General features: G+C 35.9%; 15 protein-coding genes and 1 pseudogene. 7 read left to right on the top strand and 9 right to left on the bottom strand.

Annotated features, from left to right (window positions below):
- Positions 1-737: 737 nt before the first annotated feature.
- Complete coding sequence (locus CWB60_RS07055; protein WP_004586302.1) at positions 738-1,952, top strand: hypothetical protein; 1,215 nt, start codon at positions 738-740, stop codon at positions 1,950-1,952.
- A 62-nt stretch (positions 1,953-2,014) separates the two neighbouring features.
- Here the strand turns inward: CWB60_RS07055 and CWB60_RS07050 are convergent, their stop codons facing one another.
- Positions 2,015-2,890: a DNA replication terminus site-binding protein gene (locus CWB60_RS07050; RefSeq protein WP_138577111.1), complete on the bottom strand. Its 876-nt coding sequence runs from the start codon at positions 2,888-2,890 to the stop codon at positions 2,015-2,017.
- A gap of 977 nt (positions 2,891-3,867) precedes the next feature.
- On the opposite strand from CWB60_RS07050, the gene CWB60_RS07045 reads away from it, so the two are divergent.
- Entirely contained in the window at positions 3,868-5,217 is a 1,350-nt protein-coding gene (locus CWB60_RS07045) for a class II 3-deoxy-7-phosphoheptulonate synthase (protein WP_024032363.1), read from the top strand.
- A 60-nt stretch (positions 5,218-5,277) separates the two neighbouring features.
- Here the strand turns inward: CWB60_RS07045 and ppsR are convergent, their stop codons facing one another.
- Positions 5,278-6,087 (bottom strand): posphoenolpyruvate synthetase regulatory kinase/phosphorylase PpsR, encoded by an 810-nt coding sequence (ppsR, locus tag CWB60_RS07040; protein ID WP_004586305.1) that lies wholly within the window; start codon positions 6,085-6,087, stop codon positions 5,278-5,280.
- Between the two features lie 154 nt (positions 6,088-6,241).
- On the opposite strand from ppsR, the gene ppsA reads away from it, so the two are divergent.
- Both ppsA and ydiJ read left to right on the top strand, forming a co-directional pair.
- Entirely contained in the window at positions 6,242-8,617 is a 2,376-nt protein-coding gene (gene ppsA / locus CWB60_RS07035; protein ID WP_138577113.1) for a phosphoenolpyruvate synthase, read from the top strand.
- A 686-nt stretch (positions 8,618-9,303) separates the two neighbouring features.
- Positions 9,304-12,351 carry a D-2-hydroxyglutarate dehydrogenase YdiJ gene (gene ydiJ / locus CWB60_RS07030; protein ID WP_138577115.1) on the top strand — a complete coding sequence of 1,016 codons (3,048 nt, stop codon included), beginning with the start codon at positions 9,304-9,306 and terminating at the stop codon, positions 12,349-12,351.
- 144 nt (positions 12,352-12,495) lie between these two features.
- On the opposite strand, the gene CWB60_RS07025 is transcribed toward ydiJ, so the two are convergent.
- Complete coding sequence (locus tag CWB60_RS07025; RefSeq protein WP_138577117.1) at positions 12,496-13,695, bottom strand: cation:proton antiporter; 1,200 nt, start codon at positions 13,693-13,695, stop codon at positions 12,496-12,498.
- The gene (locus tag CWB60_RS07020) at positions 13,695-14,906 is read right to left on the bottom strand and encodes a tyrosine-type recombinase/integrase (RefSeq protein WP_104644155.1); all 1,212 of its coding nucleotides are present in this window, start codon (positions 14,904-14,906) and stop codon (positions 13,695-13,697) included. Before CWB60_RS07020 ends, CWB60_RS07025 begins: the two co-directional genes overlap by 1 nt.
- A gap of 141 nt (positions 14,907-15,047) precedes the next feature.
- Here CWB60_RS07020 and CWB60_RS07015 point away from each other — a divergent pair, with 141 nt between their 5' ends.
- Positions 15,048-15,611: a lipid-binding SYLF domain-containing protein gene (locus CWB60_RS07015; protein WP_058550353.1), complete on the top strand. Its 564-nt coding sequence runs from the start codon at positions 15,048-15,050 to the stop codon at positions 15,609-15,611.
- A 121-nt stretch (positions 15,612-15,732) separates the two neighbouring features.
- On the opposite strand, the gene CWB60_RS07010 is transcribed toward CWB60_RS07015, so the two are convergent.
- From CWB60_RS07010 to glpK, 4 genes and pseudogenes are all read right to left on the bottom strand, one after another.
- Complete coding sequence (locus CWB60_RS07010) at positions 15,733-16,668, bottom strand: DUF2971 domain-containing protein (protein ID WP_002962140.1); 936 nt, start codon at positions 16,666-16,668, stop codon at positions 15,733-15,735.
- Positions 16,669-16,719: 51 nt separating this feature from the next.
- A pseudogene (locus CWB60_RS07005) lies at positions 16,720-17,067 on the bottom strand (patatin-like phospholipase family protein); the annotation flags it as partial.
- Between the two features lie 192 nt (positions 17,068-17,259).
- On the bottom strand, positions 17,260-17,991 hold the full coding sequence (locus CWB60_RS07000) for an MIP/aquaporin family protein (RefSeq protein WP_002963131.1): 732 nt from the start codon (positions 17,989-17,991) through the stop codon (positions 17,260-17,262).
- 229 nt (positions 17,992-18,220) lie between these two features.
- Positions 18,221-19,702 (bottom strand): glycerol kinase GlpK, encoded by a 1,482-nt coding sequence (gene glpK, locus CWB60_RS06995; protein ID WP_138577119.1) that lies wholly within the window; start codon positions 19,700-19,702, stop codon positions 18,221-18,223.
- Positions 19,703-19,870: 168 nt separating this feature from the next.
- On the opposite strand from glpK, the gene CWB60_RS06990 reads away from it, so the two are divergent.
- Both CWB60_RS06990 and CWB60_RS06985 read left to right on the top strand, forming a co-directional pair.
- On the top strand, positions 19,871-20,632 hold the full coding sequence (locus CWB60_RS06990) for a DeoR/GlpR family transcriptional regulator (protein WP_002963130.1): 762 nt from the start codon (positions 19,871-19,873) through the stop codon (positions 20,630-20,632).
- 1,316 nt (positions 20,633-21,948) lie between these two features.
- Positions 21,949-23,565: a glycerol-3-phosphate dehydrogenase/oxidase gene (locus CWB60_RS06985; protein ID WP_024597705.1), complete on the top strand. Its 1,617-nt coding sequence runs from the start codon at positions 21,949-21,951 to the stop codon at positions 23,563-23,565.
- Between the two features lie 127 nt (positions 23,566-23,692).
- Here CWB60_RS06985 and CWB60_RS06980 read toward each other — a convergent pair whose 3' ends face one another.
- Positions 23,693-24,724 carry a patatin-like phospholipase family protein gene (locus CWB60_RS06980; RefSeq protein ID WP_138577121.1) on the bottom strand — a complete coding sequence of 344 codons (1,032 nt, stop codon included), beginning with the start codon at positions 24,722-24,724 and terminating at the stop codon, positions 23,693-23,695.
- Between the last annotated feature and the right edge of the window lie 78 nt (positions 24,725-24,802).

Raw genomic sequence — 24,802 nt, 5'->3', positions numbered from 1 at the left:
CATTCAAATAGCTGTAAACAACTATTTAAGGCGACATGCATTTTAATAACAAGACATTTAAAAATATTTTTACACCTTTAAGATTGCTTAGTATAAATAAAGGAGTTTAAAGGTGGTTAAATATATAAGGTAATAAAGGTTAAGGGTGTATAATGGCTATATAACTATATGATATTTATAAATAATGTTAAAAAAAGCAGATCACCTTTATACTTGGTTAAGATCAGATCTTTATCTACATGCAGATCAGCTTTTTACTAAGCCTTATTTAATTATTAGAGTTATGCACAACTTACTCAATAAGTTATGTACAAAATGACTGTGTGAGATCAGTTTTTTACTAAGTAAATTATAAAGTTATACACTTAAACTTACGAAGAACAGGGCGTTTAATTGGTATAGATCTGATCTGTAGTAAGTACAGATCAGATCTATGCTAACTCGAAGTACTGTTATCCACAGCAGGTATTTATTTTACTAACGTTTGTCGTGTAAAAAGTTTAAAAATAGCGCTTTTAATGGACAAAAAATAAATTGAGTTAGTAAAAATTTAGCTTGAGAAGCTTATCTTAGTAAAATAGTGATCTGAAATTAAGCTTATCAATCCCTACTTAGTATAATAATGATCCGATACGTTTATTTATGCTCGGATCAGTTTTATACTAACTTAAACATTTAACTTTTGTTGCTTAATGTGTTGTTATTAGCTGTCGCAATAAAAAATGGAAATCAGAACAATGAGCCGAAAGGTCAACATCTCGGTAGATAACTTGCCCGATACACTTAGGGGCCAAATACACGGGGTGGAAAGTGCAATAGATAACGAAAGTTTAGCACTATTTACAGATAACAAAGATGTGCGAATTTCTATCGAAAATGCCGCTCATGGGTTACGTGCTTATTCAAACACGTTTAACCACTATGATTTATGGGGGCGTTTTGTACGTTCTGGGCATAAAAAATTGCCATTGGAAGAAGCACCTAAAAAAACAATTATTACGCGTAAAATATCCGAAAAAGTAGATGGTATTTTATATGACGGCGAAATAAAAATTACACCGGCCGTTGTAAGCACGCGTAAAGATGGCGAAGACGTAGAATATTTAGTGTGGCCATCGGATAGAGAAGAAAAAGTTGAGCGCGCGTTAATTCGCCTTGCATCGAAAGGTAAAATCGTAAAAATAAATTTTAAGTCCGGTATTCAATATGCCGTAGTTTTTTCGATGAACGAATTAGCCCAAGAACTTAAAGCGGTTGGCCAATCAATGCCATACCCACAAATTAAAGAATCACTTGAAGCACTTCAAGGTTCTAAACTTTCATTTAAATACTCGGCTACTGATACTAAAAATACAGATATTGATGACTCTTTTTATGAGTCAAACATGAACTTTTTATCATCTCTTCATTTCAGTGGTAAAAAAGGCCAAGGCGGCAATGTTAAATGTGTTGCATGTTTAAATGCATTTGTTCATAACATGATTGATAACCTTGAATACAAAGGGTATTACTTTAACAGTGCGCAAGAGTTAAAACGTGGTTTATCGCGTTGGATGATGCTGCGTTTATACCACCTTTGGCGTTATGCCGCGCCTGGTAAAACGTATCATTTTAGATTGCTATCTATTATGGAAAAATACGGCTCTATTTATTCAACCGACGATATCACAGAAAACAAATTAAAAGCATTACGACGTGATATGACCACAACAATGAAAGACTTGATTGAAAAAGGGGCTATTTCAGAATACAGCATTACTAATGTAAAAGATGATAAAACCGGTAATATTATTGATTACACCTATGAAATGCATCCTTCAGATCAGTTTTGTGATGAGATACTCACGCTCAATAAGCACAATAAGCGTATTGAGATTCAAGGTGGTAAACGAATTGTCGAAAACGCAGTTTTAATTGATGAAGATAAAATAGAAGAAATAGTCGAAAAATAACAACGGTTAAAATACTAGACTACTTACCAAAAAGGCCACACTATGTGGCCTTTTTAACATAATTATTTATCTACTTGTTCTAAGTAAAGCCTATCCACTAAAAAGTCATACTCTTTTTTTCTCGGGTGAGACTCTGGTTTTTGATAATCAGGCAAAGTACCTAACTTAACATCGGGCTGTGGGTTAATTAAAATAAACGGCAATGCAGCACTTACGTGATACCTATTTTCTGCGGTATACCTAACATTAACTTGGGGGCTTACTCGGGTAGGGCGGCGAATTCTTAACTTTTCTTTTTCACCTAAACTAGCTACTCGCATTTGCTCTTGTGCAACAAGGGACTGCCATTTTTGTTGGTCGATCATTCTTGGATTTCTATAACCAGCAGATTTATCGAGCATTTCAAGTGCCATTTTTTTAGTTAGAGTTTTAGTTGCATGCTTATGCATCCAAGTAAATCTCACTGAAAAAGGGGACTCACTTTGAAAATGAATTTTTCGATAGGCTGCAAGAGTGATTAAATTTGGAACCGCGTTATGAACAGCTTCAAATCGAGCATCGTTATTATCGATAGCCAAAACACACTCCTTAAAAGCAGCCTTAGCTTTATTAACTTGTTGTATTCGGCTAGTTAATGCTGCGACATCTGCATTTTTTAGAACCAAAAGCCCAGGATGACGCTTGAGTACTCTACTACTTAAACTTTCTTTTTTATAAATATCAGTAAACGAATTTAAAATTGCCCTATGAGCAATTTCACCGGATAATTTTTTTACAGGAATTGACTCGGGAATAATATTTTCATCAACACTATTTATATCTGGTAGCTGATAATACTCAGCCATTGAATATTCACAGACACGTAATTCATCAATCAACAACGATGTTAATTCATTCATTAAATCAAACTGACTTCTTATTTGTACTTTAGAAACCATACTCACCTTAAGAACACATCTTACATATGTAGTTATTAATTTTAACCTTTTGTTCTGGTCTATTAAAGTTAATTTATTTTACAAAAGCTAAGATTACAATTAAATAAGATTAAGTATGATGTGTTCTTTAATGCTGCTTGCTTATGCTTGTGAGTTTCGGTGCTTGAATATTTGCATATAACATAAAGAATTAGTGAAACCGGTCGTGATCAATACACTTATGTGTATTTAAGCTATATGGGGAAATTTGTTGTAACGCAGGTAATTGCTAGGGCTGTTCATACTTTTATATATTATAGATGTGTAAAATTGTTATTTAGCTTTTAGTTTAAGGCCAGCAATCAATTTTTTGGTTCGACACTTTAGATAGTGTTGGACACTCATTGTATAATTTCTTATAAGTGATACTTGTAATACAGCGCTAGGCTCCTATGATGGGGAAGGCTGCTCTGTCAAGATGAAACTTAATATTTAAAATAGTCGTTCATACAGACTGTTTTTAGTAGCCCTAATTAGAGTACTGGCATCGTCTAACAACCTGATCACAGTTGTACTGAATAAAGTGGACTTATTATTATAGCTTTACATAACCCTGAATCACTTAGCACACACTCAAGATAAATTCTAGTCACTTGGTTGATTTAATTAAATTACCACTGTAAAGTTAAGATTACATTTAACCGACTTTAAGTATGATGTGTTCCTAGTGAAACTGTTAACTTTAAGGCTTTGAATTCAATTTGGTTTGGGATGGTTAAAAAAACGCCTTCATATATTTAACTTATTGTATTTAAATAAAAATAGTAAAATTAAAACACGCTTAAAACTAAGCCTGAGCAGCCTTAAAATCATAAATAACCTTATATATATTTAACTCATAACAAATTAGTTGGTAAATAGTGAATATAGTCCTTGAACTTAGGGCCATGCATACGTTAATTTCTTTATATCAGGTAAAGTAGGAATGAGGAAAGAAAATGCAATCGTGGAACCCAAATAGCTGGAGAGAACTGCCAATACTGCAGCAGCCACAGTACCCAGATCAAGAAGAACTGAAAACAGTAGAAAGCCAGTTAAAGAGTGCTCCGCCACTTGTTTTCGCAGAAGAAACAAGAAGCCTCTTTAAACAATTAGAAGATGTATGTGAAGGTCGTGCATTTTTACTTCAAGGTGGCGACTGTGCCGAATCATTTAGCGACTTTAATGCCGCTAATATTCGCGATACATTTAAAACCATTTTACAAATGGCTGTTGTTTTAACATACGGCGGTAAATGCCCAGTTGTTAAAATTGCACGTATGGCAGGTCAATACGCTAAACCACGCTCTGCAGATTTAGAAACTATTGACGGTGTATCTTTACCATCTTACCGTGGTGATATTGTAAATAGCTTTGAGTTTACAGAAGAAGCACGTATTCCCGATCCACAACGTTTAATGAAGGCATACCACAACAGTGCTGCTACATTAAACTTACTTCGTGCATTTGCACAAGGTGGCTTAGCAGATTTACACCAAGTGAATCGCTGGAACATGGGCTTTGTAGCCGCTAATCCGCAAAAAGAGCGATTCCAACAGCTTGCTGACAAAATTCAAGACGCACTTGAATTTATGGAAGTATGTGGCATTAATTCTACTATTGCGCCAAGCCTTAAAGAAACCGACTTATACACGTCTCACGAAGCGTTATTGCTAGGCTATGAAGAAGCACTAACTCGTCGCGATCACCTATCTGGTGACTGGTACGACTGTTCTGCGCACTTTGTGTGGATTGGTGAGCGTACACGCCAATTAGACCATGCACACATTGAGTTTTTCAAAGGTATTAAAAACCCTATTGGTGTTAAAGTTGGTCCAGGAATGGACCCAGATGACCTAATTCGTTTAATTGATGCAGTAAACCCAGATAACATTCCGGGTCGTTTAACGCTAATTACACGTATGGGTGCCGACGTACTGCCAGAAAAACTTCCAGCACTTGTAAGACGTGTTCAGCAAGAAGGCCGTAAAGTTATTTGGAGCTCGGATCCAATGCACGGTAACACTGAAAAAGCGACATCAGGCTATAAAACGCGTAGCTTCGATAATATCATGCGCGAAATTAGCCAGTTTTTTGCTGTACACAAAGCTGAAGGTTCATACGCAGGTGGTATCCACTTAGAAATGACTGGCCAGCACGTTACAGAGTGTACCGGTGGTGCATACGGTTTATCTGACGATGACCTAGCGCAACGTTACAAAACACAATGTGACCCGCGTCTAAATGCAGACCAAGTATTAGAGGTAGGCTTTTTAGTAGCTGACTTATTAAAAGACGCTCGTAAGTAATAAATAAAAAACTAAAGCCGCATTATGCGGCTTTTTTTAGCAAAACAGTAAATTAGTTGGTTAGTACTTACGTCGCTCGAGGTTACTGTCTATTAGGATTTTTGCAGATATTTCCTCTACAGAATGATGGGTAGAATTAAAGTATGCAATTTTATGTCGCTTATAAAGCATTTCAACTTCACGCACTTCAATTCGGCATTGTCTTATTGATGCGTATTTAGAATTTGCCATACGGCGGTGTCTAATTGCAGCCAAACGCTCAGGGTCAATAGTTAACCCAAATAACTTATGTTTGTAAGGGAGTAAACATTTAGGTAGTCCCTCACTCTCTAAGTCGTCTTCAGTTATCGGGTAATTTGCAGCCTTAATGCCGTACTGTAGGGCTAAGTACAAGCTTGTTGGTGTTTTACCGCTTCTGCTAACACCTACTAAAATAATATCGGCTTCAGAAAAGTTTTTAATATTTCCACCATCATCATTCATAAGGGCATAGTTAACCGCATCTATTCTAAAGTCATAACTTTTTTCATGAATAGAGTGGGTACGATGCATTTTTGGCACTGGCGCAACATTAAGCTCTTTTTCTATTTTTTCACTGTAAGTAGACAAAAAATCATACGCGATTGCATCGGCCGATTTAATAATTTCACTTAAGTTGTGATTTACGAAGGTAAAGAATACAAATGGCTTCTCACCTTCTTTTGCAGCAGTTGCGTTTATTAACGCTTTAATTTCATTTGCTTTTTCTTCTGTTTCTACAAAAGGAATAGTTTTATGATTAAATTCAACCGGAAATAACGACAAAGTCGCGTGACCAAACACTTCGGAGGTAATAGCTGTGCCGTCTGATATATAAAAAGCAGTTCTCATAGTTAACCTTTTTATTACGTTTAATCCCTAAAATGGCTTACTCACGGTTTACGTGAGGTCTAATGCCAGTGTAGAATGAAGGTGACCTTTATAAAAGGTTTTCTTTCTTAACTCTCACAGTTACAACTACAATTTGTTTTTTGGAGAAAGACCCGTGCAAGAATACGTTCTCTGGTATCAAGAGCTTGGTATGCAAGATGTTCCTCGTGTTGGCGGCAAAAATGCCTCACTGGGTGAAATGATTTCAAACCTCGCTAACGCAGGTGTACAGGTTCCGGGTGGTTTTGCCACTACAGCCGACGCTTTCAATGAGTTTTTAGAGCAATCTGGACTCAATGCAAAAATTCACGACATTTTAGATACGCTTGATGTTGATGATGTAAATACACTCGCTAAAGTCGGTGCCGATATCCGCCAATGGATTATCGATACCCCATTCCAACCTAACCTAGACCAAGCCATTCGCGACGCATACAGCCAACTTCATGGCGATACATCAGCCGATGTATCATTTGCAGTACGCTCATCAGCCACCGCTGAAGATATGCCAGATGCATCATTCGCAGGCCAACAAGAAACCTTCCTTAACGTTCGTGGTATCGACTCAGTAATGGTCGCTATTAAACACGTATTTGCTTCTTTATTTAACGACCGCGCCATATCGTACCGTGTTCACCAAGGTTACGATCACCGTGGTGTTGCACTATCTGCTGGTATTCAGCGTATGGTACGTTCAGATAAATCAGCATCAGGTGTTATGTTTAGTATTGATACAGAGTCTGGTTTTGAAGACGTTGTATTTGTTACTTCAAGCTACGGTTTAGGTGAAATGGTTGTACAGGGCGCAGTAAACCCTGATGAATTTTATGTTCATAAACCAACATTACAAAAAGGGTTGCCATCAGTAGTACGTCGTAATATTGGCTCAAAAGCCATTCAAATGATTTACTCAACAGATGAGGCACACGGCAAACAAGTAGAAATTGTTGATGTAGACCCAGCGCTTTCAAACAAATTTTCGATTACAGATGAAGAAGTGCAAGATCTTGCCAAACAAGCTGTAATTATCGAAAAACATTACGGTCGTCCTATGGACATCGAATGGGCAAAAGACGGTAACGACGGCAAACTATATATAGTTCAAGCGCGTCCAGAAACCGTGCGCTCAAACGAAGACGCAAACGTAATGGAACGTTTTCAATTAAACGGTACTAGCAACGTAATTGTTGAAGGCCGTGCAATTGGTCACAAAATTGGTAGCGGTGTTGTGCGCGTACTCGATTCAATTAAAGAAATGGATCAAGTACAAGAAGGTGACATTTTAGTGACCGACATGACCGACCCAGATTGGGAACCAATCATGAAACGTGCTGCAGCCATTGTTACAAATCGTGGCGGTCGTACGTGTCATGCTGCAATTATTGCACGTGAATTAGGTATTCCAGCAGTGGTTGGTTGTGGTAATGCAACCGATTTAATCAAAGCGGGTCAAGAAGTAACAGTCTCATGTGCTGAAGGCGATACAGGCTACACCTACGAAGGTATTTTAGACTTTGAAATACTAACGTCGCGTGTTGATAAAATGCCAGAACTACCAATGAAAGTTATGATGAACGTGGGTAACCCCGATCGTGCATTCGATTTTGCACGTTTACCGCATGCAGGTGTTGGCCTTGCCCGTGTTGAGTTTGTTATTAACCGCATGATTGGTGTGCATCCTAAGGCACTTTTAAACTTTGATGCACAAACACCCGCTCTACAAGCAGAAATTACCGAAATTATTGCCGGCTACGAATCACCTGTAGAATTTTATATCTCTAAGTTAGTAGAAGGTATTTCTACACTTGGTTGTGCCTTTGCACCAGAGCGCGTAATTGTGCGTATGTCTGATTTTAAATCAAACGAATACGCAAACTTAGTAGGTGGTGAGCAGTACGAACCAGAAGAAGAAAACCCAATGATTGGTTTTCGTGGTGCTGCACGTTATATCTCTGAAGACTTCCGTGATTGTTTTGCCCTTGAGTGTGAAGCTATAAAACGTGTAAGAAACACCATGGATATGACCAACATCGAAATCATGATCCCATTCGTACGTACCCTCGAAGAAGGTAAACGTGTAATCGAATTACTAGAAGAGCATGGCCTTAAACGTGGCGAAAATGGTCTTAAAGTAATAATGATGTGTGAGCTACCTTCAAATGCATTACTTGCAGATGAATTTTTAGATATGTTCGATGGATTTTCTATCGGCTCTAACGATTTAACTCAGCTAACACTTGGTTTAGACCGTGATTCAGGTTTAATCGCACATTTATTTGATGAGCGTAACCCTGCTATTAAAAAGCTACTTTCAATGGCTATTAAAACAGCTAAAGAAAAAGGTAAATACGTAGGTATTTGTGGCCAAGGTCCTTCAGATCATGAAGACTTTGCAGCATGGTTAGTAGAGCAGGGCATTGATTCTGTTTCACTAAACCCAGATACAGTACTAGAAACTTGGTTATACCTAGCAGACAAACTTGCTAAATAATCGCGTTTATTAGTTACTAATAAAAATGCCAGCTTAATAGCTGGCATTTTTGTATGTGGCATAATTTAGCGTGCTAATTTTTTATCTAAATAATTACACGATTTAGTTAAGGCTTTTTGGCATAGTTTTAAATAATGCCTCGCTTTTGGGTAGTAAAAAGAAAAGCACAGTAATCCCGTCATAAAAAATATTAGCGAGGGGCTAAGGGCGTGTTTATCTTTGTGGATTGAAATTTGTTCAATCTAGGGGCGATTAAATCGCGGCGCGAGGTTTGTAACCTAGTGGGCTAAGTAAAAATCGAGTAACAAAGAGTTAATCGTCTCTAGAAAGAACCCATTGGGCAGCGCATGTTTGGTATTTATGCTGCGTTATCGCCTATTTAAGGGGAGTAACCACACTACATAGGCTCTGCCTTGCCTAAAAACCAAACATACTGCTGCAAATTCAACAACCAAAGGTCAACACGCCCTAGCTACTACAGAAAAAACAACCCCAGCAAAATAAACAAAACACCTATGATCTGTAATAGTAATTTTTTCATATAAACCTCTACACATTGGTTTAACTTGATTATAAATACAGAACCTCAAAATACGACAAAAAGAGTGTTACAAACTGTAAAATCTTCAATTTCTATTAGCCATCACCATGATATAATTACACAAATGCCTTAAATTATCGCCGTCATGATAGCAACAATTACACAGCAAGATGCAGCGACCGAACTTGTCGCAAATTACTTAAGTACTATTAAAAATCAAGGTTTTAGAGGAGACACCGATGCAAGCTATGCAACGCGTTTAACTGCCTCTACCGATAACAGTATTTATCAGCAAATTCCTCAAGGTGTTATTTTTCCTAAAACCGAAAAAGACATTCAGCTCGCTTTGCAAACCGCATCTCGCGACCCATTTTTGTCGCTTACTTTTGGCCCGCGTGGTGGCGGTACGGGTACAAACGGGCAGTCACTAACGCCTGGTATTGTTGTTGATTTATCACGTTATATGCGAGAAATTCTCGAAATTAACGTAGAAGAAGGTTGGGTAAGAGTACAAACAGGTGTAATAAAAGATCAATTAAACGACTTTTTAAAACCCTATGGTTTTTTCTTTTCACCCGACCTATCTACTAGTAATCGTGCAACTATTGGCGGAATGATCAGCACCGATGCATCAGGCCAAGGGTCACTAGTTTACGGTAAAACCAGTAATCATGTTTTAGGCTTAACTACGTATTTAGTTGATGGCACACCTATGGTTACCTCGCCAATCGACATACAGAAAGCAAAAGTTATCGCCGAGCAAGACTCACTTATAGGCAGCTTATACAAAACAGTATTAGATATTTCTATTACGCAGCGCGATGCTATTTTAGAGAAGTTTCCGCGTTTAAATCGCTTTTTAACTGGCTACGACCTAGAGCATGTGCTAAGTGATGACTTACAAACTTTTGATATGAGCAGGCTAATTACCGGATCAGAAGGCTCATTAGGTATAGTCACTGAGGCAAAATTAAACTTAACACCCATAGCCGAATTTAAAACACTTATAAATATTAAGTACGATAGTTTTGATTCTGCACTTCGTCATTCACCTTTTTTGGTAGATGCACGCGCAACATCTGTTGAAACAGTCGACAGCAAAGTATTAAATTTAGCGCGCGAAGATATAATTTGGCATTCAGTATCGGACTTAATAACCGACGTACCAAATAAAAATATGCAAGGGCTCAACATGGTTGAGTTTAATGCAGTATCGCCCGACGACATAAAAGACAAAGTTAACACACTTTGTACATTGTTAGATGAGTGCGTAGCAAATCAAACCAACGGTGTAATTGGTTATCAGTTAACCAACGATAAAAGCGATATTTTAAAAATTTACGCAATGCGTAAAAAGTCAGTCGGTTTGCTTGGTAATGTTAAAGGCAGCCAAAAGCCATTGGCCTTTGCCGAAGACACCGCAGTACCGCCAGAAAACCTAGCCGATTATATTGTAGAATTTAGAGCATTACTCGATAGCCATAATTTACAATATGGTATGTTTGGCCATGTTGATGCCGGCGTTTTACACGTACGCCCAGCACTTGATATGTGCGATCCAGAACAAGAAAAACTACTGCGTACAATTTCTGATGACGTTGTAAAACTCACAGCAAAATATGGCGGGTTAATGTGGGGCGAGCACGGTAAGGGTTATCGCAGCGAATATGGCCCTGAATTTTTTGGCGAACATTTATTTAATCAACTTCGTAAAATAAAAACTGCATTCGATCCTAATAACAGAATCAACCCAGGTAAAATATGTACACCCATTGAAAGTGAAGACTCACTTGTAAGTGTAGATAGTCAAAAACGTTCTTACTTTGATAAGCAAATATCTATCGATGTAAAAACCAGTTTTAATAACGCCATGACCTGTAATGGTAACGGAATATGCTTTAACTACGACGAAAATTCACCTATGTGTCCGTCGTATAAAGTAACCGGCGATCGTAAGCATTCACCAAAAGGGCGCGCAACATTAATGCGCGAATGGTTACGACTTCAAGAGTCTAAAAATGTAGATTTACTGGAAGTAGAAAAAGAACTTAATAAAGGTGAAGTTATTACCTGGTGGGAACGCTTTGTTCATAGCCGAGAAAAAAACAAAGGCGTTTACGATTTTTCTCACGAAGTAAAAGAATCTATGGATGAATGTTTAGCATGTAAAGCGTGTACAACTTCATGCCCAATAAAAGTAGATGTGCCAACTTTTAGAGCGCGCTTTTTAAATTATTACCATAGTTATTACGCTCGTCCACTTAAAGATTATTTAGTTGGGAACATAGAAACCTCGGCTCCGCTGATGTCAAAATTTGCACGAGTAATTAATCCTGTTGTAAAAACCAATTTAGTAAGTGGGTTAATTAAAAAAACGGTTGGCTATGTAGATACACCACAATTAAGTATTCCATCACTTGATAAACGTGTAGCCAAAGCGCATAAATTTAATTTTGAATTATTAGATTCACTTTCAGGTGAAGAGCAAAATAATTATGTGTTAATTGTGCAAGACCCCTTTACCAGTTATTATGAAGCTGAATTAGTACAAAGTTTTATAACGCTTATAACTGCACTGGGTAAAAAACCTATGCTATTACCCTTTAAACCAAATGGTAAAGCACAGCACGTTAAAGGTTTTTTACACGAGTTTAAAGTAACAGCAAAAAATGCCGCCGAGTTTTTAAATAAACTCAGTGATATAAATGCGCCACTGGTTGGTTTAGATGCATCGTTAGTTATGTGTTATCGCGATGAGTACAACACAATTTTAGAAAGTAATCGCGGTGATTTTCATGTACAACTTGCACATGAATGGCTACAAACTCAATCCTTCAAATCGTTAAGTGCAAAGATAAAGCAAGATACAGAATTTACATTGCTTAGCCACTGTACAGAAACAACGGCATTACCAAAAGCGGCAAGTGTTTGGAAAACTATTTTTACTGATATTGGTTTAACACTAAACACAACAAATACCGGGTGTTGCGGAATGGCCGGTACATACGGCCACGAAGCACAAAACCAAGAAAACTCTCGTACACTTTACGAAATGAGTTGGAAACCAATTGTAGATAAAAATAAACCAGATCAACTTTTATCTACCGGGTTTTCGTGCCGCAGCCAAGTTAAACGCTTTGAACAATTTAAACCTAAGCACCCAATAGAGTTACTCGCACAGGTACTTAGCTAATAAAAGTTAAAGATAAAAAAGGCGTAACTTAAAAATAAGTTACGCCTTTTTTATTAATACCAATTCACTTAATTAAGTGATCAATTTTGAGGCTGGAAAAACGTGTTGGTACCTCGGCAAATAATTCACTAATTTTTATAAAAGTTATTTAGATTGTTTAGCAAAACTATCTGCAATTGGTTTTGTACTTATACCGTGAATAAACACACTAAATAAAATAGTGGTCATAGCGATAGTTGCAATGTCGTATTTATTTTCTATTTGTGTATCTATAACCATTAAAGTAAAAACAATCGATGCTAAACCTCGCGGTCCAAACCATGCAAATGTAAAACGTTCTTTTATATTAAGCGCTGTAAATTGAAGCGACAACATAACCGGAATTATTCTAATTAACGTAGTACTAAGTAACGCATAAATAATTATTTCTTTATTCATATTTGGTAAAACTAAATATGCACATACAAAACCAAACAGGCACCAAATCATTAACGATGTAAAATCAGCAATATGTTCAGAATCTTCAATCAGTTCTGCTCGAACACCCGTGTCTGAAAACTTATCAAATAACAAACCCGCAATAAATACAGCAATAAAACCACTTCCATGAAAGTACTGCGTTATTGAAAAAATAGCCATGGCAAAACCTAATAGTAAAAATGGACTAGTGTTTTGTGCAAAGTAATGACGTTTCATTGCAAAATTTAATACCGGAATAAATAAAGCAATTGATGTAACCGCTATTAATACAGCTAAACCTAACTCTCGCGAAAACACACCTAATGTTTGCGATGCTGTTATTGCTGAATCAGGATTTTTAGCAAGCAAAATAAATATTAAAAACACAGGTACGCATAAACCATCGTTTAATCCGCTTTCAGTATTTATACCTTCTCGAATTTTTTCAGGTACATTTGTACTTGCTAATAAACCTTTACTCAATGCGGCATCGGTCGGCGTTAAAATAATTGCAAGCAATGCAGTTTGAATAAGTGATAACTCTGTAAATAAAAATAGTCCAGCACCAATACCACAAAGTAAGGTAAGGGGTAGGGCAACAAACAATAATAAACTAGGATACTGAAAACTATGTTTTAAAACACTTAATTTAGATTTAGCCGCATCAGAAAATAAAAATATACTTAAAGTCAGTTCTATTAACGGTAATAAAAAATCTATGCCCGTTTTTAATTCGTCGCCTTCATTGGGCAGTAACCACGCTAAACCTATTCCACCTAAAACAAAAAACATAGGTCCTGTAATTTCTGTTCGCTCTAATTGCCTAATAGAAATTGAGTAAACTAAAAATAAAAAACCAATAAATGCTATCACTAAGTATTCCATTAAATTTTCCTTTTAACGCCAGATTTTGCTCGCTCTTTAATATTTGTTTGAATATAAATTTGATCGGTTGTCGCAATTTTAGAGTGCCCTAAATCTTCCGATAAATGTTTTAAAGGCCGTGTTTGTGCATCGTGTGTTGCACCAGTATGGCGTAGCCAATGTGCAGTTGCCGCTTCAAGTTGTTCTGCATCATCTTTAAAACCATCATCAAGTAAAGATTGTTGGGCCAAATCAAAACTTTGTTGTACTAAACGCCTAATTTGCCTAACGGTCATTCCACCTTGGCCACGAATTTTATGAACTAATGGTTCTGATTCGTCAACGCGAGGTAGGGCGGGTAACCCTCTGTATAATCGGTAGCGTTTTAAATATTCAACAAAATCGTCACTTAATGTAACATCACGAAGTTTATTGCCTTTACCCATAATACGTAAAAACCAAAAGCCGTCATTATCTTGCCAAAAGTGTGACATAACTGGTGACCACTGCGGGCGCTCTGACAATTCAGAAATTCGTAAATATAACCCTTTTAAACAAGCTAAGGTAAATAAATTACGCTCAAGATCTGGTTTTTGTTCGCATAAATCACGTGTTACACCAAATACATATTCCCACTGGATATCACTTAAAGTATCAGGAATTTGTATTTGAGACTGAACCACTAAATAGGGGCTATTTTTTTTAACCACAGGTACAAAGTTCGCAAATGTGCGTTCTTCTAAAATCGCAAATTTAAAAAACACATTTAATGCGGTAAACATAGCCGACAAAGTTTGCTGGCTTGCTATAGATTCTTTTTGCATGAAAGGGCGCCAATTTTGGTTTAATCGGCGAATACCTTGCTCATCCTTATAGCGCCATTGTACAGAAGTTGATGCCCATTTTTTATCTGGCTCAACCATAAAATCGACATAGGCTTCAATATCTTCACGTTTTAAATCGAACACAGATTTTTCGGCAATTAACCAAGACCATAAATAAAAGCGTTCTAGCTCATTTCGAAAACGACTATATGTTGCTTCTGATTTTCGTCCGTAAACATATAAAAACTGGTATAAAAATTTAAGATCAGCCTTTGATTCAGTTACAGTCAAGCCAACTTGCTGTATAAAGGATGCAAGTTCTGGGTATTCTGATTTAAGAGTATCGTCATCAAGATGAGCAATTTGGTATCTTAATTGTTTTAACGTATCAACTAAAGCAACAAGCATAATGTGTAAATATTCAATAAAATAATAGACTTACAGCTTAACGTTAAAGTCCGATACTGTCTAGTATTGGACATAGTGAAAGTTTAATTATTTACACATTTTTACTGATTTAGTTTTGCTAGGTCTTATTAAGGAAAGTTTATGAAAAAGTTTATTATTTTAAGTGTAATTACATTAAGTGTTTTACTTACAGGTTGTGCCACAACGGGCAGTGCTTCACCAGGCGAAAAACGCTCTTTAGTACAAAGCATGAAATCAAATACACTAGACAAATTATATGCACAAAAACCCGATGTTAAAAAACAAATTGCCAACTCGGCTGGTTACGCTGTATTTGATAACGCAAACGTCAATGTTGTTTTAGCCAGTTTTGGTGGTGGTTATGGTGTAGTAAAAAATAACTTAACCGGTAAATCAACTTACATGAATATGGGCGAAGCCGGTTTAGGCCTAGGTTTAGGTGTTAAAGACTTTAATGTTGTTATGGTTTTTCATAACCAAGCAGCAGTAAATAGATTTATTGAACACGGTTGGGCATTTGGCGGAAACGCAGATGCAGCAGCAAAATATGAAGATAAAGGCGGTGCATTGGTTGCCGAAGCTATTGCAGATCAGGTTACAGTATATTCTTTAACCGAAAATGGCCTTGCACTACAAGCTGTACTAAAAGGCACTAAATTTTGGGTAGATTCTGAGCTAAATTAACCCCTCATAACTCTCCTAAAAGCGGGCTGGTTTGTATAATCACGCTCGCTTTATTATAAACATCACAATTTAACATAACGTAATTTATGGGTTGTGTTCTATCTTTCTATGCTAAAGTATTCTACGTAAGTTTTTCATATTTCAATTCAAATAAATTGCTGTCAAGTTTACACTTATAGACATTTCTAAAATTTTCATAGCTATTATAAAACCTTCCTCTATTTCCAGATGCTAACTTAGTCCCCTCTATTATTGCTTCTTTCATTTTCTTTACATCTGAATTTACTCCTAAGTAAATTTTAGATATTTTACTTGGATTAACTTTAATTAAGAACATCACTTGATAAGCTTCGTAATTTCTCCAAACTGAATTCCATCTTGAAAGGTCATTTTCACAAAACCCTGCTAGAAAAAACACATTAGATAGATCATTGATTTTTTCTCTTAAATCACCTTTATAACCCAGTGAGCTCAGTTTATTTTTGGTTTCATTTGAATTACCAAGTGTTATGACTTTATTGCAGTTCGTAAATGGTAGTGCAAATCTATATTCTTCCTCGTGCTTCCAAGATTCATGTTTACTAAAGAAATAATGTTTCGAAAAGTTATTAACCTCTTCATCTGATAAAGTAGTGATATTTTTGCTATAGCTTCGCTCTCTATTATAAATAACATTGTCACTCAGGTAGGCTTCAATATCATTAGTTTTATTTATATCAAAAATAGAAAATGGATCTTCTTCATCAACTTCAAATTCAACTAATATACCTTTACTGTTAGTTGCATAGTTACCCCACATTGGCATACTTTCTTTATTTTTACTTAAAGACACATAACCATATAAATCTAAATATGGATTTATATCTCTGTGCGAATTAAATTCTCTCCCACAAATTTTTATAGTCTCTTGGCTGACATCTTTTATTTTATTTATATCTATTCCTGTTGGTAAAACTTCAAAAGGATCATTCTGGCTATTGTTCTGACTTAGCCTAAGTGTAGGCTCTGTTAAGAATGCCGTAGCAGCATCAGCAGATAAATATTTGTATAGTTTCATAAAATCTCCTTTTTAATTTCTTATTTATAACAAGTAACTAAATAAATAATCCTATCCCATAATATCTATGGTACTAAATGATTTATTTTCTAAATTTTTATCTAACGCCTCAGCCAACTTTTCAGTTTCACTAAAAACTATATTCCAATATTTAGTACGCGTGTCTGCATCAAGATCGGTAAAATCGTTTCTGTCTGGAATTTTTCCATACGGCAAGCTTGCTACAAATTCTTTTGATGGGGCTAGCATCACTACATTGTCGTAATTAAGTGGCTATACTTCACGTTTTAAATTTTTATCGAACCACCCTACTTTCGATTCGCTATTAAAGTGTGGATATCAAATTAAGCCTAGATTATTAATTTTTAGTTAAAAGTGGTAATCAATAATCCCGCCTTCCGATATATAAATTTTTATACTTTTTATTTATATTTTTGTATTGGTAATAGCTTTAGCTTTAAATAAAAAAGGGCTACACGCCCTTTTTTATTTAACTATATTGCTTATATAAATTATATTTTTCTTTTGTGTGTTCAGAAAAGTAGTCTGTGTATAATCATTTTTTAGTCAAATTAAATAACTATATTTCAATTATTTAACTAGTATATATAATAAAGCTGCTAAAACACTCCCTATTATTGGACCAACTACCGGGATCCATGAATAACTCCAGTTACTATCAGTTTTACCTTTTATTGGTAATAAAGAATGTACAATTCGCGGGCCTAAATCTCGAGCTGGATTTATTGCATATCCAGTAGTCCCGCCCAGAGAAAGTCCAATACCCCAAACAACAAAAGCAACAGGTATAGCGCCTATTGAACCTAAGCCTATTTTTACGCCAGAGCCATCGTCAATTTCAGCTGAAGAGAAGTAAAAAACACAAATTAATAAAACGAAGGTCCCTATTATTTCACTAAGTATATTTCTAAACGTATTTGGTATAGCTGGAGATGTACAGAAAACAGCTCGTTTTAAGGTGGGATCGTCAGTGGCATCGAAATGATCTTTATAAACTGCATAAACTAACGAAGCGCCAACCATCGCGCCAATAAATTCCGCTAAAATATAACTTGGAACTTCGGACCATGGAAATGATCCAGCTACGGCTAAGCCTATTGTTACTGCAGGGTTAAGGTGTGCTCCACTATAGGGACCGGCAACAACCACACCGATAAAAACACCAAGTCCCCAAGCAGTGGTAATCGTCATCCAACCGCCGCCATGGCCTAGTGTTTTCTTTAGTATGTCATTGGCTACAACTCCGCCCCCAATTAAAATAAGCAGTGCAGTTCCTAGTATTTCTGCTAAGAAAGGTGACATTTTAATATTCCTTATTAATTATAAACATAAAACCACCCTCAATAATGATATCTATTGCATAAGTATAAGCCATGAATATTTTGAAACTTTTTTACAGCTGAAAATTACCATAAAATAAGTATCAACTTATTTATTTTTACGCTTGGAGTATGTAGTGATATCATAAAAATAGTCTCCACTAATAAACCTTAATAGATATGTTGCTATGGTTTTATAGTTAAGTGGCTTATTATTCGCTTTGTACTTTTTTTACCGCATTACACCATCCGGCATATAATTCATCACGTTTTGATTTAGTCATGTTAGGAACAAATCGTTTATCGCAATTCCAGTTAGTCGCTAATGATTCAAGTGATGGGAATACACCCGCTTTTAGACCTGCTAAGTAAGCTACACCCAAAGCAGTAGTTTCACTTATGGTCGAACGGTCAACTTCGGCTCCTAAAACATCAGACAAAAATTGCATAAGCCAGCCATTTATTACCATACCGCCATCAACTCTTAGTACCTGTGGTCTTACGCCATCAGCTTCCATTGACTTTTGAAGGTCTTTAGTTTGAAAACAAACTGACTGTAATCCAGCTGTTACGATCTCTTTTATACCCGTATCTCGGGTTAAGCCAAAAATTGCACCTCGCGCATTAGAATCCCAATAAGGAGCACCTAATCCTGTAAAAGCGGGTACCATATATATACCGTGATCTAGCGAGGTATTGCATGCAAGTGACTCTGTTTCTTCAGCTTTTTGGATTAATTGTAGACCGTCTCTAAGCCATTGAATTGCAGCACCTGCAATAAAAATACTCCCCTCTAGCGCATAAGTTGGTTTCCCATTTAATCTATAAGCTACTGTACTGAGAAGTCTATTTTCAGATTCAAGTACTTTATCGCCAGTGTTAACCATCATAAAGCATCCTGTACCATAGGTACTTTTAGCCATTCCTGGTTGAAAACAAGTTTGCCCAAATAACGCTGCCTGTTGGTCTCCTGCCATTGCAAGAATAGGTACTTCGTAACCTAAATAGCGTTCATCTGTTACGCCAAAATCATCTGATGAATCCATTACTTCTGGTAACATCTCTATTGGCACATTCAGAAGTTCAAGTAATTCCGCGTCCCATTCTTGGGTATGAATATTAAAGAGCATAGTTCGCGAAGCATTCGTTGCGTCTGTGCGGTGCTCTTTTCCACCTGTCAATTTCCACAATAAATAAGTGTCGACAGTACCGAAGATTAAATCGCCTTTTTCTGCTTTTTCTCTAGCATAGGGACAATTTTCTAAAATCCAATTTATTTTAGTTGCAGAAAAATATGGGTCTATTAAAAGGCCGGTTTTTTTTCTAATTAACTCTTCTTTTTCTGCGGCCCTTAAATCATTACATAACTCTGACGTACGTCTATCTTGCCATACAATCGCATTATAAACGGGTTCACCAGTAATTTTATCCCATACTATTGTCGTTTCACGTTGGTTAGTAATACCAATGGCAATAACCTTATCGTGTTGAGGGTCTAGGTGTTTCATTACAGCTGTCATTGTTTGCTGCACAGAAGCCCAAATATCTTCTGGTTTATGTTCTACATAACCATCTTTTGGAAAGTGCTGGTCAAATTCTTGTTGTTCTAGGTATGCAATATTACCATTTAAATCAAATAGCACACTTCTAGAACTAGTCGTACCTTGATCAATTGAAAGGATATAGTTATTCATTATTTTTTCACTTTTACTTTCGGTTATTTTCGTTTTTGTACTATTACATGGATTAATTGCTACATACAACAAAAATACAACTTTAATATATAATTATTTATATGTGATTTTCATTTGTTAGCTCTTAACCTATAATTTACTATTAACTAAATTTAAAATGCGAAAAAAATGACTCAAGACCAAAGACACGAATCCATACTAAAATTATTAAAAGAAAGAGATTCAATTTCTATTGAAGTACTAGTAAGTCATTATGAAGTTACACCACAAACAATAAGACGAGATCTGGCTTATCTTGCTAATTTAAATAAATTGAGACGTCATCATGGCGGCGCTAGTGCCATTTCAAGCATTCAGAATACAGCATATCAAACTAGAAAAATCATGGACTTAGAAGCTAAACAAAAAATAGCACAGCATGTAGTTAGTATGATACCTAATGGCTCTTCCTTATTTATAAACATAGGCACTACAACAGAAACAATCGCGAAAGCACTTCTTGGTCATGAAAATTTGAAAGTTGTAACTAATAATCTTAATGTTGCAGCTATATTAGGTGTTAAGAAAGATTTTTCTGTACTTATCGCAGGTGGAGAAGTTAGGCACAGAGATGGCGGGATTATTGGTGAGACCACAGAGGATTTTATTAAACAATTTCGTATGGATTTTGGCATTATAGGTATTAGTGGCATAGAAGAAAATGGTGCGTTACTTGATTTTGACTATCGTGAGGTGCGCGTAGCCCAGGCAATCATTGAAAATTCACGTAAAGTTTTACTTGCTGCAGATCACTCTAAATTCGGTCGGTATGCGATGGTAAAATTAGGTAATATCTCGCAGGCAGATAACTTTATTACCGATGCTCAGCCACCCGAAAGTATACTTACTTTACTCAATGAGCACGATGTCGAACTGCATATAGCTCAGTAAAAGCTTAACATAACAGTTAAATAGATTTTCCCTCATCATGGGGAAATCATGAGCTTTCCATTTTAGCTACAGCATGATCGAATAGGCTTCTGATAAGCAGAAGTCCCATACAATTAATTTTTGATGAACATTTTTCAATAATATCCGACGAACAACTGCAATCTAGAGTCGAATATAATCTTCATGCTATCTTATTCACTCTCGTTGTAGGTGTGTTCTGCACCGAAGATGGATGAAAAGCATTGAATACGTTGCTCATAATGAGATTGATTTGCTTGAAAAATATGTCTTATTTGAAAGTAGTCTTCCAGTTCACAACACTATAGATGGTACTATTCACCTATATCATCTGAAAAGTCATACCTATTGTATTAAATTAGTGATCTATTATAGCGCTGAGGAAATAGCGCGATAACAAAGCAAAATTATGACATAGAGTTGTTATCTCCAATTACTCTCTGCATTTTCCTGTATTGCTCTCCCTCCTGCCCCTATGCTGCCAGCTATTAATAATTTTTAACGTAGAGAGTTATTTAAGAAGATAAAATGATCATGCTTTTAATAGGATAGATATTACAACAAAACTTTATACGTTGGACACAGGCTGCACATATAGCAACAAACGTTGGCGTTATAGCCATAGATGGTAAAACTATTTGTGGCTTTAATGATAAGAAGCCAAAGAGACATACAATCGATATAACAAGCGCTTTTCAGCCGACAATAGCTGTTGTATCAAGAAAAATAACGATAGCTAACAATAAACCTCCAACTGGCTCAGCCTAGCTTGATTTATTGGATATCAAAACGCCGTAGTAACTATTGATTCAATGGGGTGTCAAAAAACTATAGCGGAAAAAATTAAACTCCTAAGTTTTTTATTGCTTTACGGTGGGTTTGATATAGCTAGACTAATTTTCATTTATGTACTTTAATGTTTGCAAATGTTCGTTATTAAATGTTATTTTTAATAAAAAGAAAATCGAAGTAAATAATAACTTCGTACTGTTATAGCTATTCAGAGTCTTAAAATACAATAGTTATCTGCAGTAGCTTGGTCATCCTTGTTAATCAGATCAATTAATTTTTTATTTCGTTTGAAGGCTTACTTGTGTCAAGTACTTAAATGTTAGGTAACAAATCTTGAGTTAAATAATAAAAATATCGAAAGTATTTTTATTATTACTCGTATACTTACTTACCTGCATGCCTAGTATAAATTTTGATAGCACGATAAATACCGTTTAGGACATTAATACTTTAAATTTAATTGAGCTGGTCTAAATAGCTTGATATTAAAATAGGTAATTCAACAAATGAGTCAACTTAGAGACAACAATATTAAAAAACTTCCTCAAGATATTTATGATGTTTTGATTATTGGAGGGGGTATTAACGGTGCTGTATCTGCTGCTGCTTTAGCCGCTAAGGGCGCTAGAGTTGCCTTGATAGACAAAGGTGATTTTGCTGGTTTCACTAGTTCAAACTCATCAAATTTAGCTTGGGGTGGCATAAAATATTTAGAAAGTCATGAATATAATTTGGTTAATAAACTTTGTAAAAGTAGAAACCATTTAATGCGTAGCTATCCTTCTACTGTTAAAGAAATTCGCTTTTTTACAAGTATCCAAAAAGGCTTTAGATTTCCGGCATTCTTTGTTTATTTAGGTACTATTCTCTATTGGTTTATGGGCCGTTTTTTTACTAAATCTCCTAGATACCTCAATGCAAAAAAAATAAAATCATCAGAGCCAGTCATTAACACAAAAAATGTAGAGGCTGGATTTGAATATTCAGACAGTTTTTTATTGGATAACGATGCTCGTTTTGTTTTCAATTTTATTCGCTCTAGTATGAGCCATGGGTGTATTGCCGCTAACTATGTAAGTTCGCAGGGCTCTACTCGCTCTAATGATATTTGGACTACAAATGCAGTAGACGAGATGTCTAAAGAGAAGTTTACTATCCGCTCTAAAGTTATTATTAACGCAGCAGGCCCATTTGTTGATCCTATTAACAATACAAATAGTCAAACCACAGCACATCACCATGTATTTTCAAAAGGTATTCACCTTATTGTTGATAAGATAACTAACAGTAACAAAGTACTGACGTTTTTTGCAGATGATGGTCGGTTGTTTTTTGTGATCCCCATGGGCCCAAAAACGTGTATTGGTACAACCGATACACAAGTTCATAGTCCGCACTCACAAGTGACTGATGAGGATCGAAACTTTGTGCTTGATAATGCTAACAAATTATTAGAGTTAGAAAAGCCAATTACAAAAAATGATATTATAGCCGAGCGCTGTGGAGTTAGACCATTAGCAATTAAAAAAGACGGTAATGGTAAGGCTGACTGGGTGCAGTTATCGCGCAAGCACGCTATAGATACAAATAGTGATCAAAAATATCTTTCTATCTTTGGCGGAAAACTAACAGATTGTATTAATGTAGGCGATGAAGTGGCTGATTTAGTCACTGGATTAGGTATTAAGTTACCTTATGAAGATTACAAATGGTACGGTGAACCTGACGACACCGTTAAAAATGAGTTCATGCATCGTGCAAAATTAATGAATTTGGATGGTTTAACACCTAAAACATCTACAGAGGTACTTAGTAAGCGGTTTTGGAGACGTTACGGCAGAAATGCGATTAACATGCTAGAAAAAATTCGTGAAGCACCTGAAAAAGGCGAACTCCTTATTAAGAATTCGGAGTACTTACGTGTGGAAATTGAACACGCTGCTGAGCGGGAAATGATAACTAAACTCAGTGATTTTTTACGTCGACGTTCTAAAATTTCACTGGTTGTAAGAAAAGAAGATATTCTTTCAGATCCTGGTTTACATGAAGTCTGCCAAATTCTATTTGGTAAGGATAATGCTGAAAATAAACTTCAGGAGTACATTGAAGAGATATCTAAATAACTATTTACATCTATTCTTACGACTTTAAAAGCTTGGGTTAAATGTTATATAAGAAGTCAGTTAACACGATTAAAATTAATTATGTTAACTGACTTCTTATAGCAACTAATAAAACTATATTTTATTTTTAAAAATTAATAACATTTTTTAACTTTTTATCAAACGCTTCAGCTAGCCTTTCTGTTTCACTAAAAACTATATTCCAATATTTAATACGCGTGTCTGCATCAAGATCGGTAAAGTCGTTTCTGTCTGGGATTTTTCCGTACGGTAAACTTGTTACAAATTCTTTTGATGGAGTAATCATAACCACGTTATCGTAATTAAGAGGTGATACTTTGCGTTTTAAATTTTTATCGAACCACCCTGCTTTTGGCTCGCTATTAAAATGCGGATATAAAATTAAGCCTGGGTTATTAATTTTTAAATCAAAGTGGTAATCGATAATTCCGCCGTCGCGATATATTCCTTGCGGCGAGCCTGCAATATTTTTTATACCTTGCATAACAAGCGGTATTGAACCCGATGCAAGTAATGCATCTTTTAAATTATTTTGAGTAAGCGCTATGTTTTGCGTTTTAAAATTGTAGCTGTCGGTAATTGATAAGTCACTTGTTGCTGGGCCAAATATAAAACGCTCATATTGCGAGCCTAATAATTTTCGGTTAACGCGGTTTAACATATAACTTTTTGATAAACCCATTAACTGTATTAATTTATTTTCGCTAGCAATAAAGCCATTCGATTTTGCCACTATAAAGTGCGCTTTAAATATTGGGTTATTTATAATTTCGGTTACGCCGTTATCGCCAAAAACATCTTCAAGTAATGCGCGCGCTTTTATTGTGATTTCACTTGGTGTTGGTTTATTACTTGAGTACCTAGTTTGCGAATACGATTTTGCTAATCGCTCAATGGCAGCAACGGGATCGTTTTGTGCAAAACACGCAGAGCGAAAAGCGCCGGCAGATGAGCCAATTAAATTAAGTGGTTGGGTACGGTTTTTAAAAAATTCACCAAAAATATATTTATCTAAGCCAAATAATGTAAACCATTTAGGCCCGCCACTTGCCCCTAAAAAAGAGGTAAATAACTCCGGTTTAAAGCCCTGCTCGTTAATAATTTTTGCTGCTGTTTTACCTGCGTGAATGTCGATCATTAAATCAATTTACCTTGTTATTCTTATATTTTAGTGCTGTTCACATAACCCAAAATTGAATAATTATGCAAAATTAAA

Origin of the sequence: Pseudoalteromonas sp. S327, assembly GCF_005886415.1 — a bacterium.
Lineage (GTDB): Bacteria > Pseudomonadota > Gammaproteobacteria > Enterobacterales > Alteromonadaceae > Pseudoalteromonas > Pseudoalteromonas atlantica.
The sequence above is the reverse complement of the archived record's forward strand: the minus strand, read 5'-3'. Positions and strand labels throughout refer to the sequence as shown.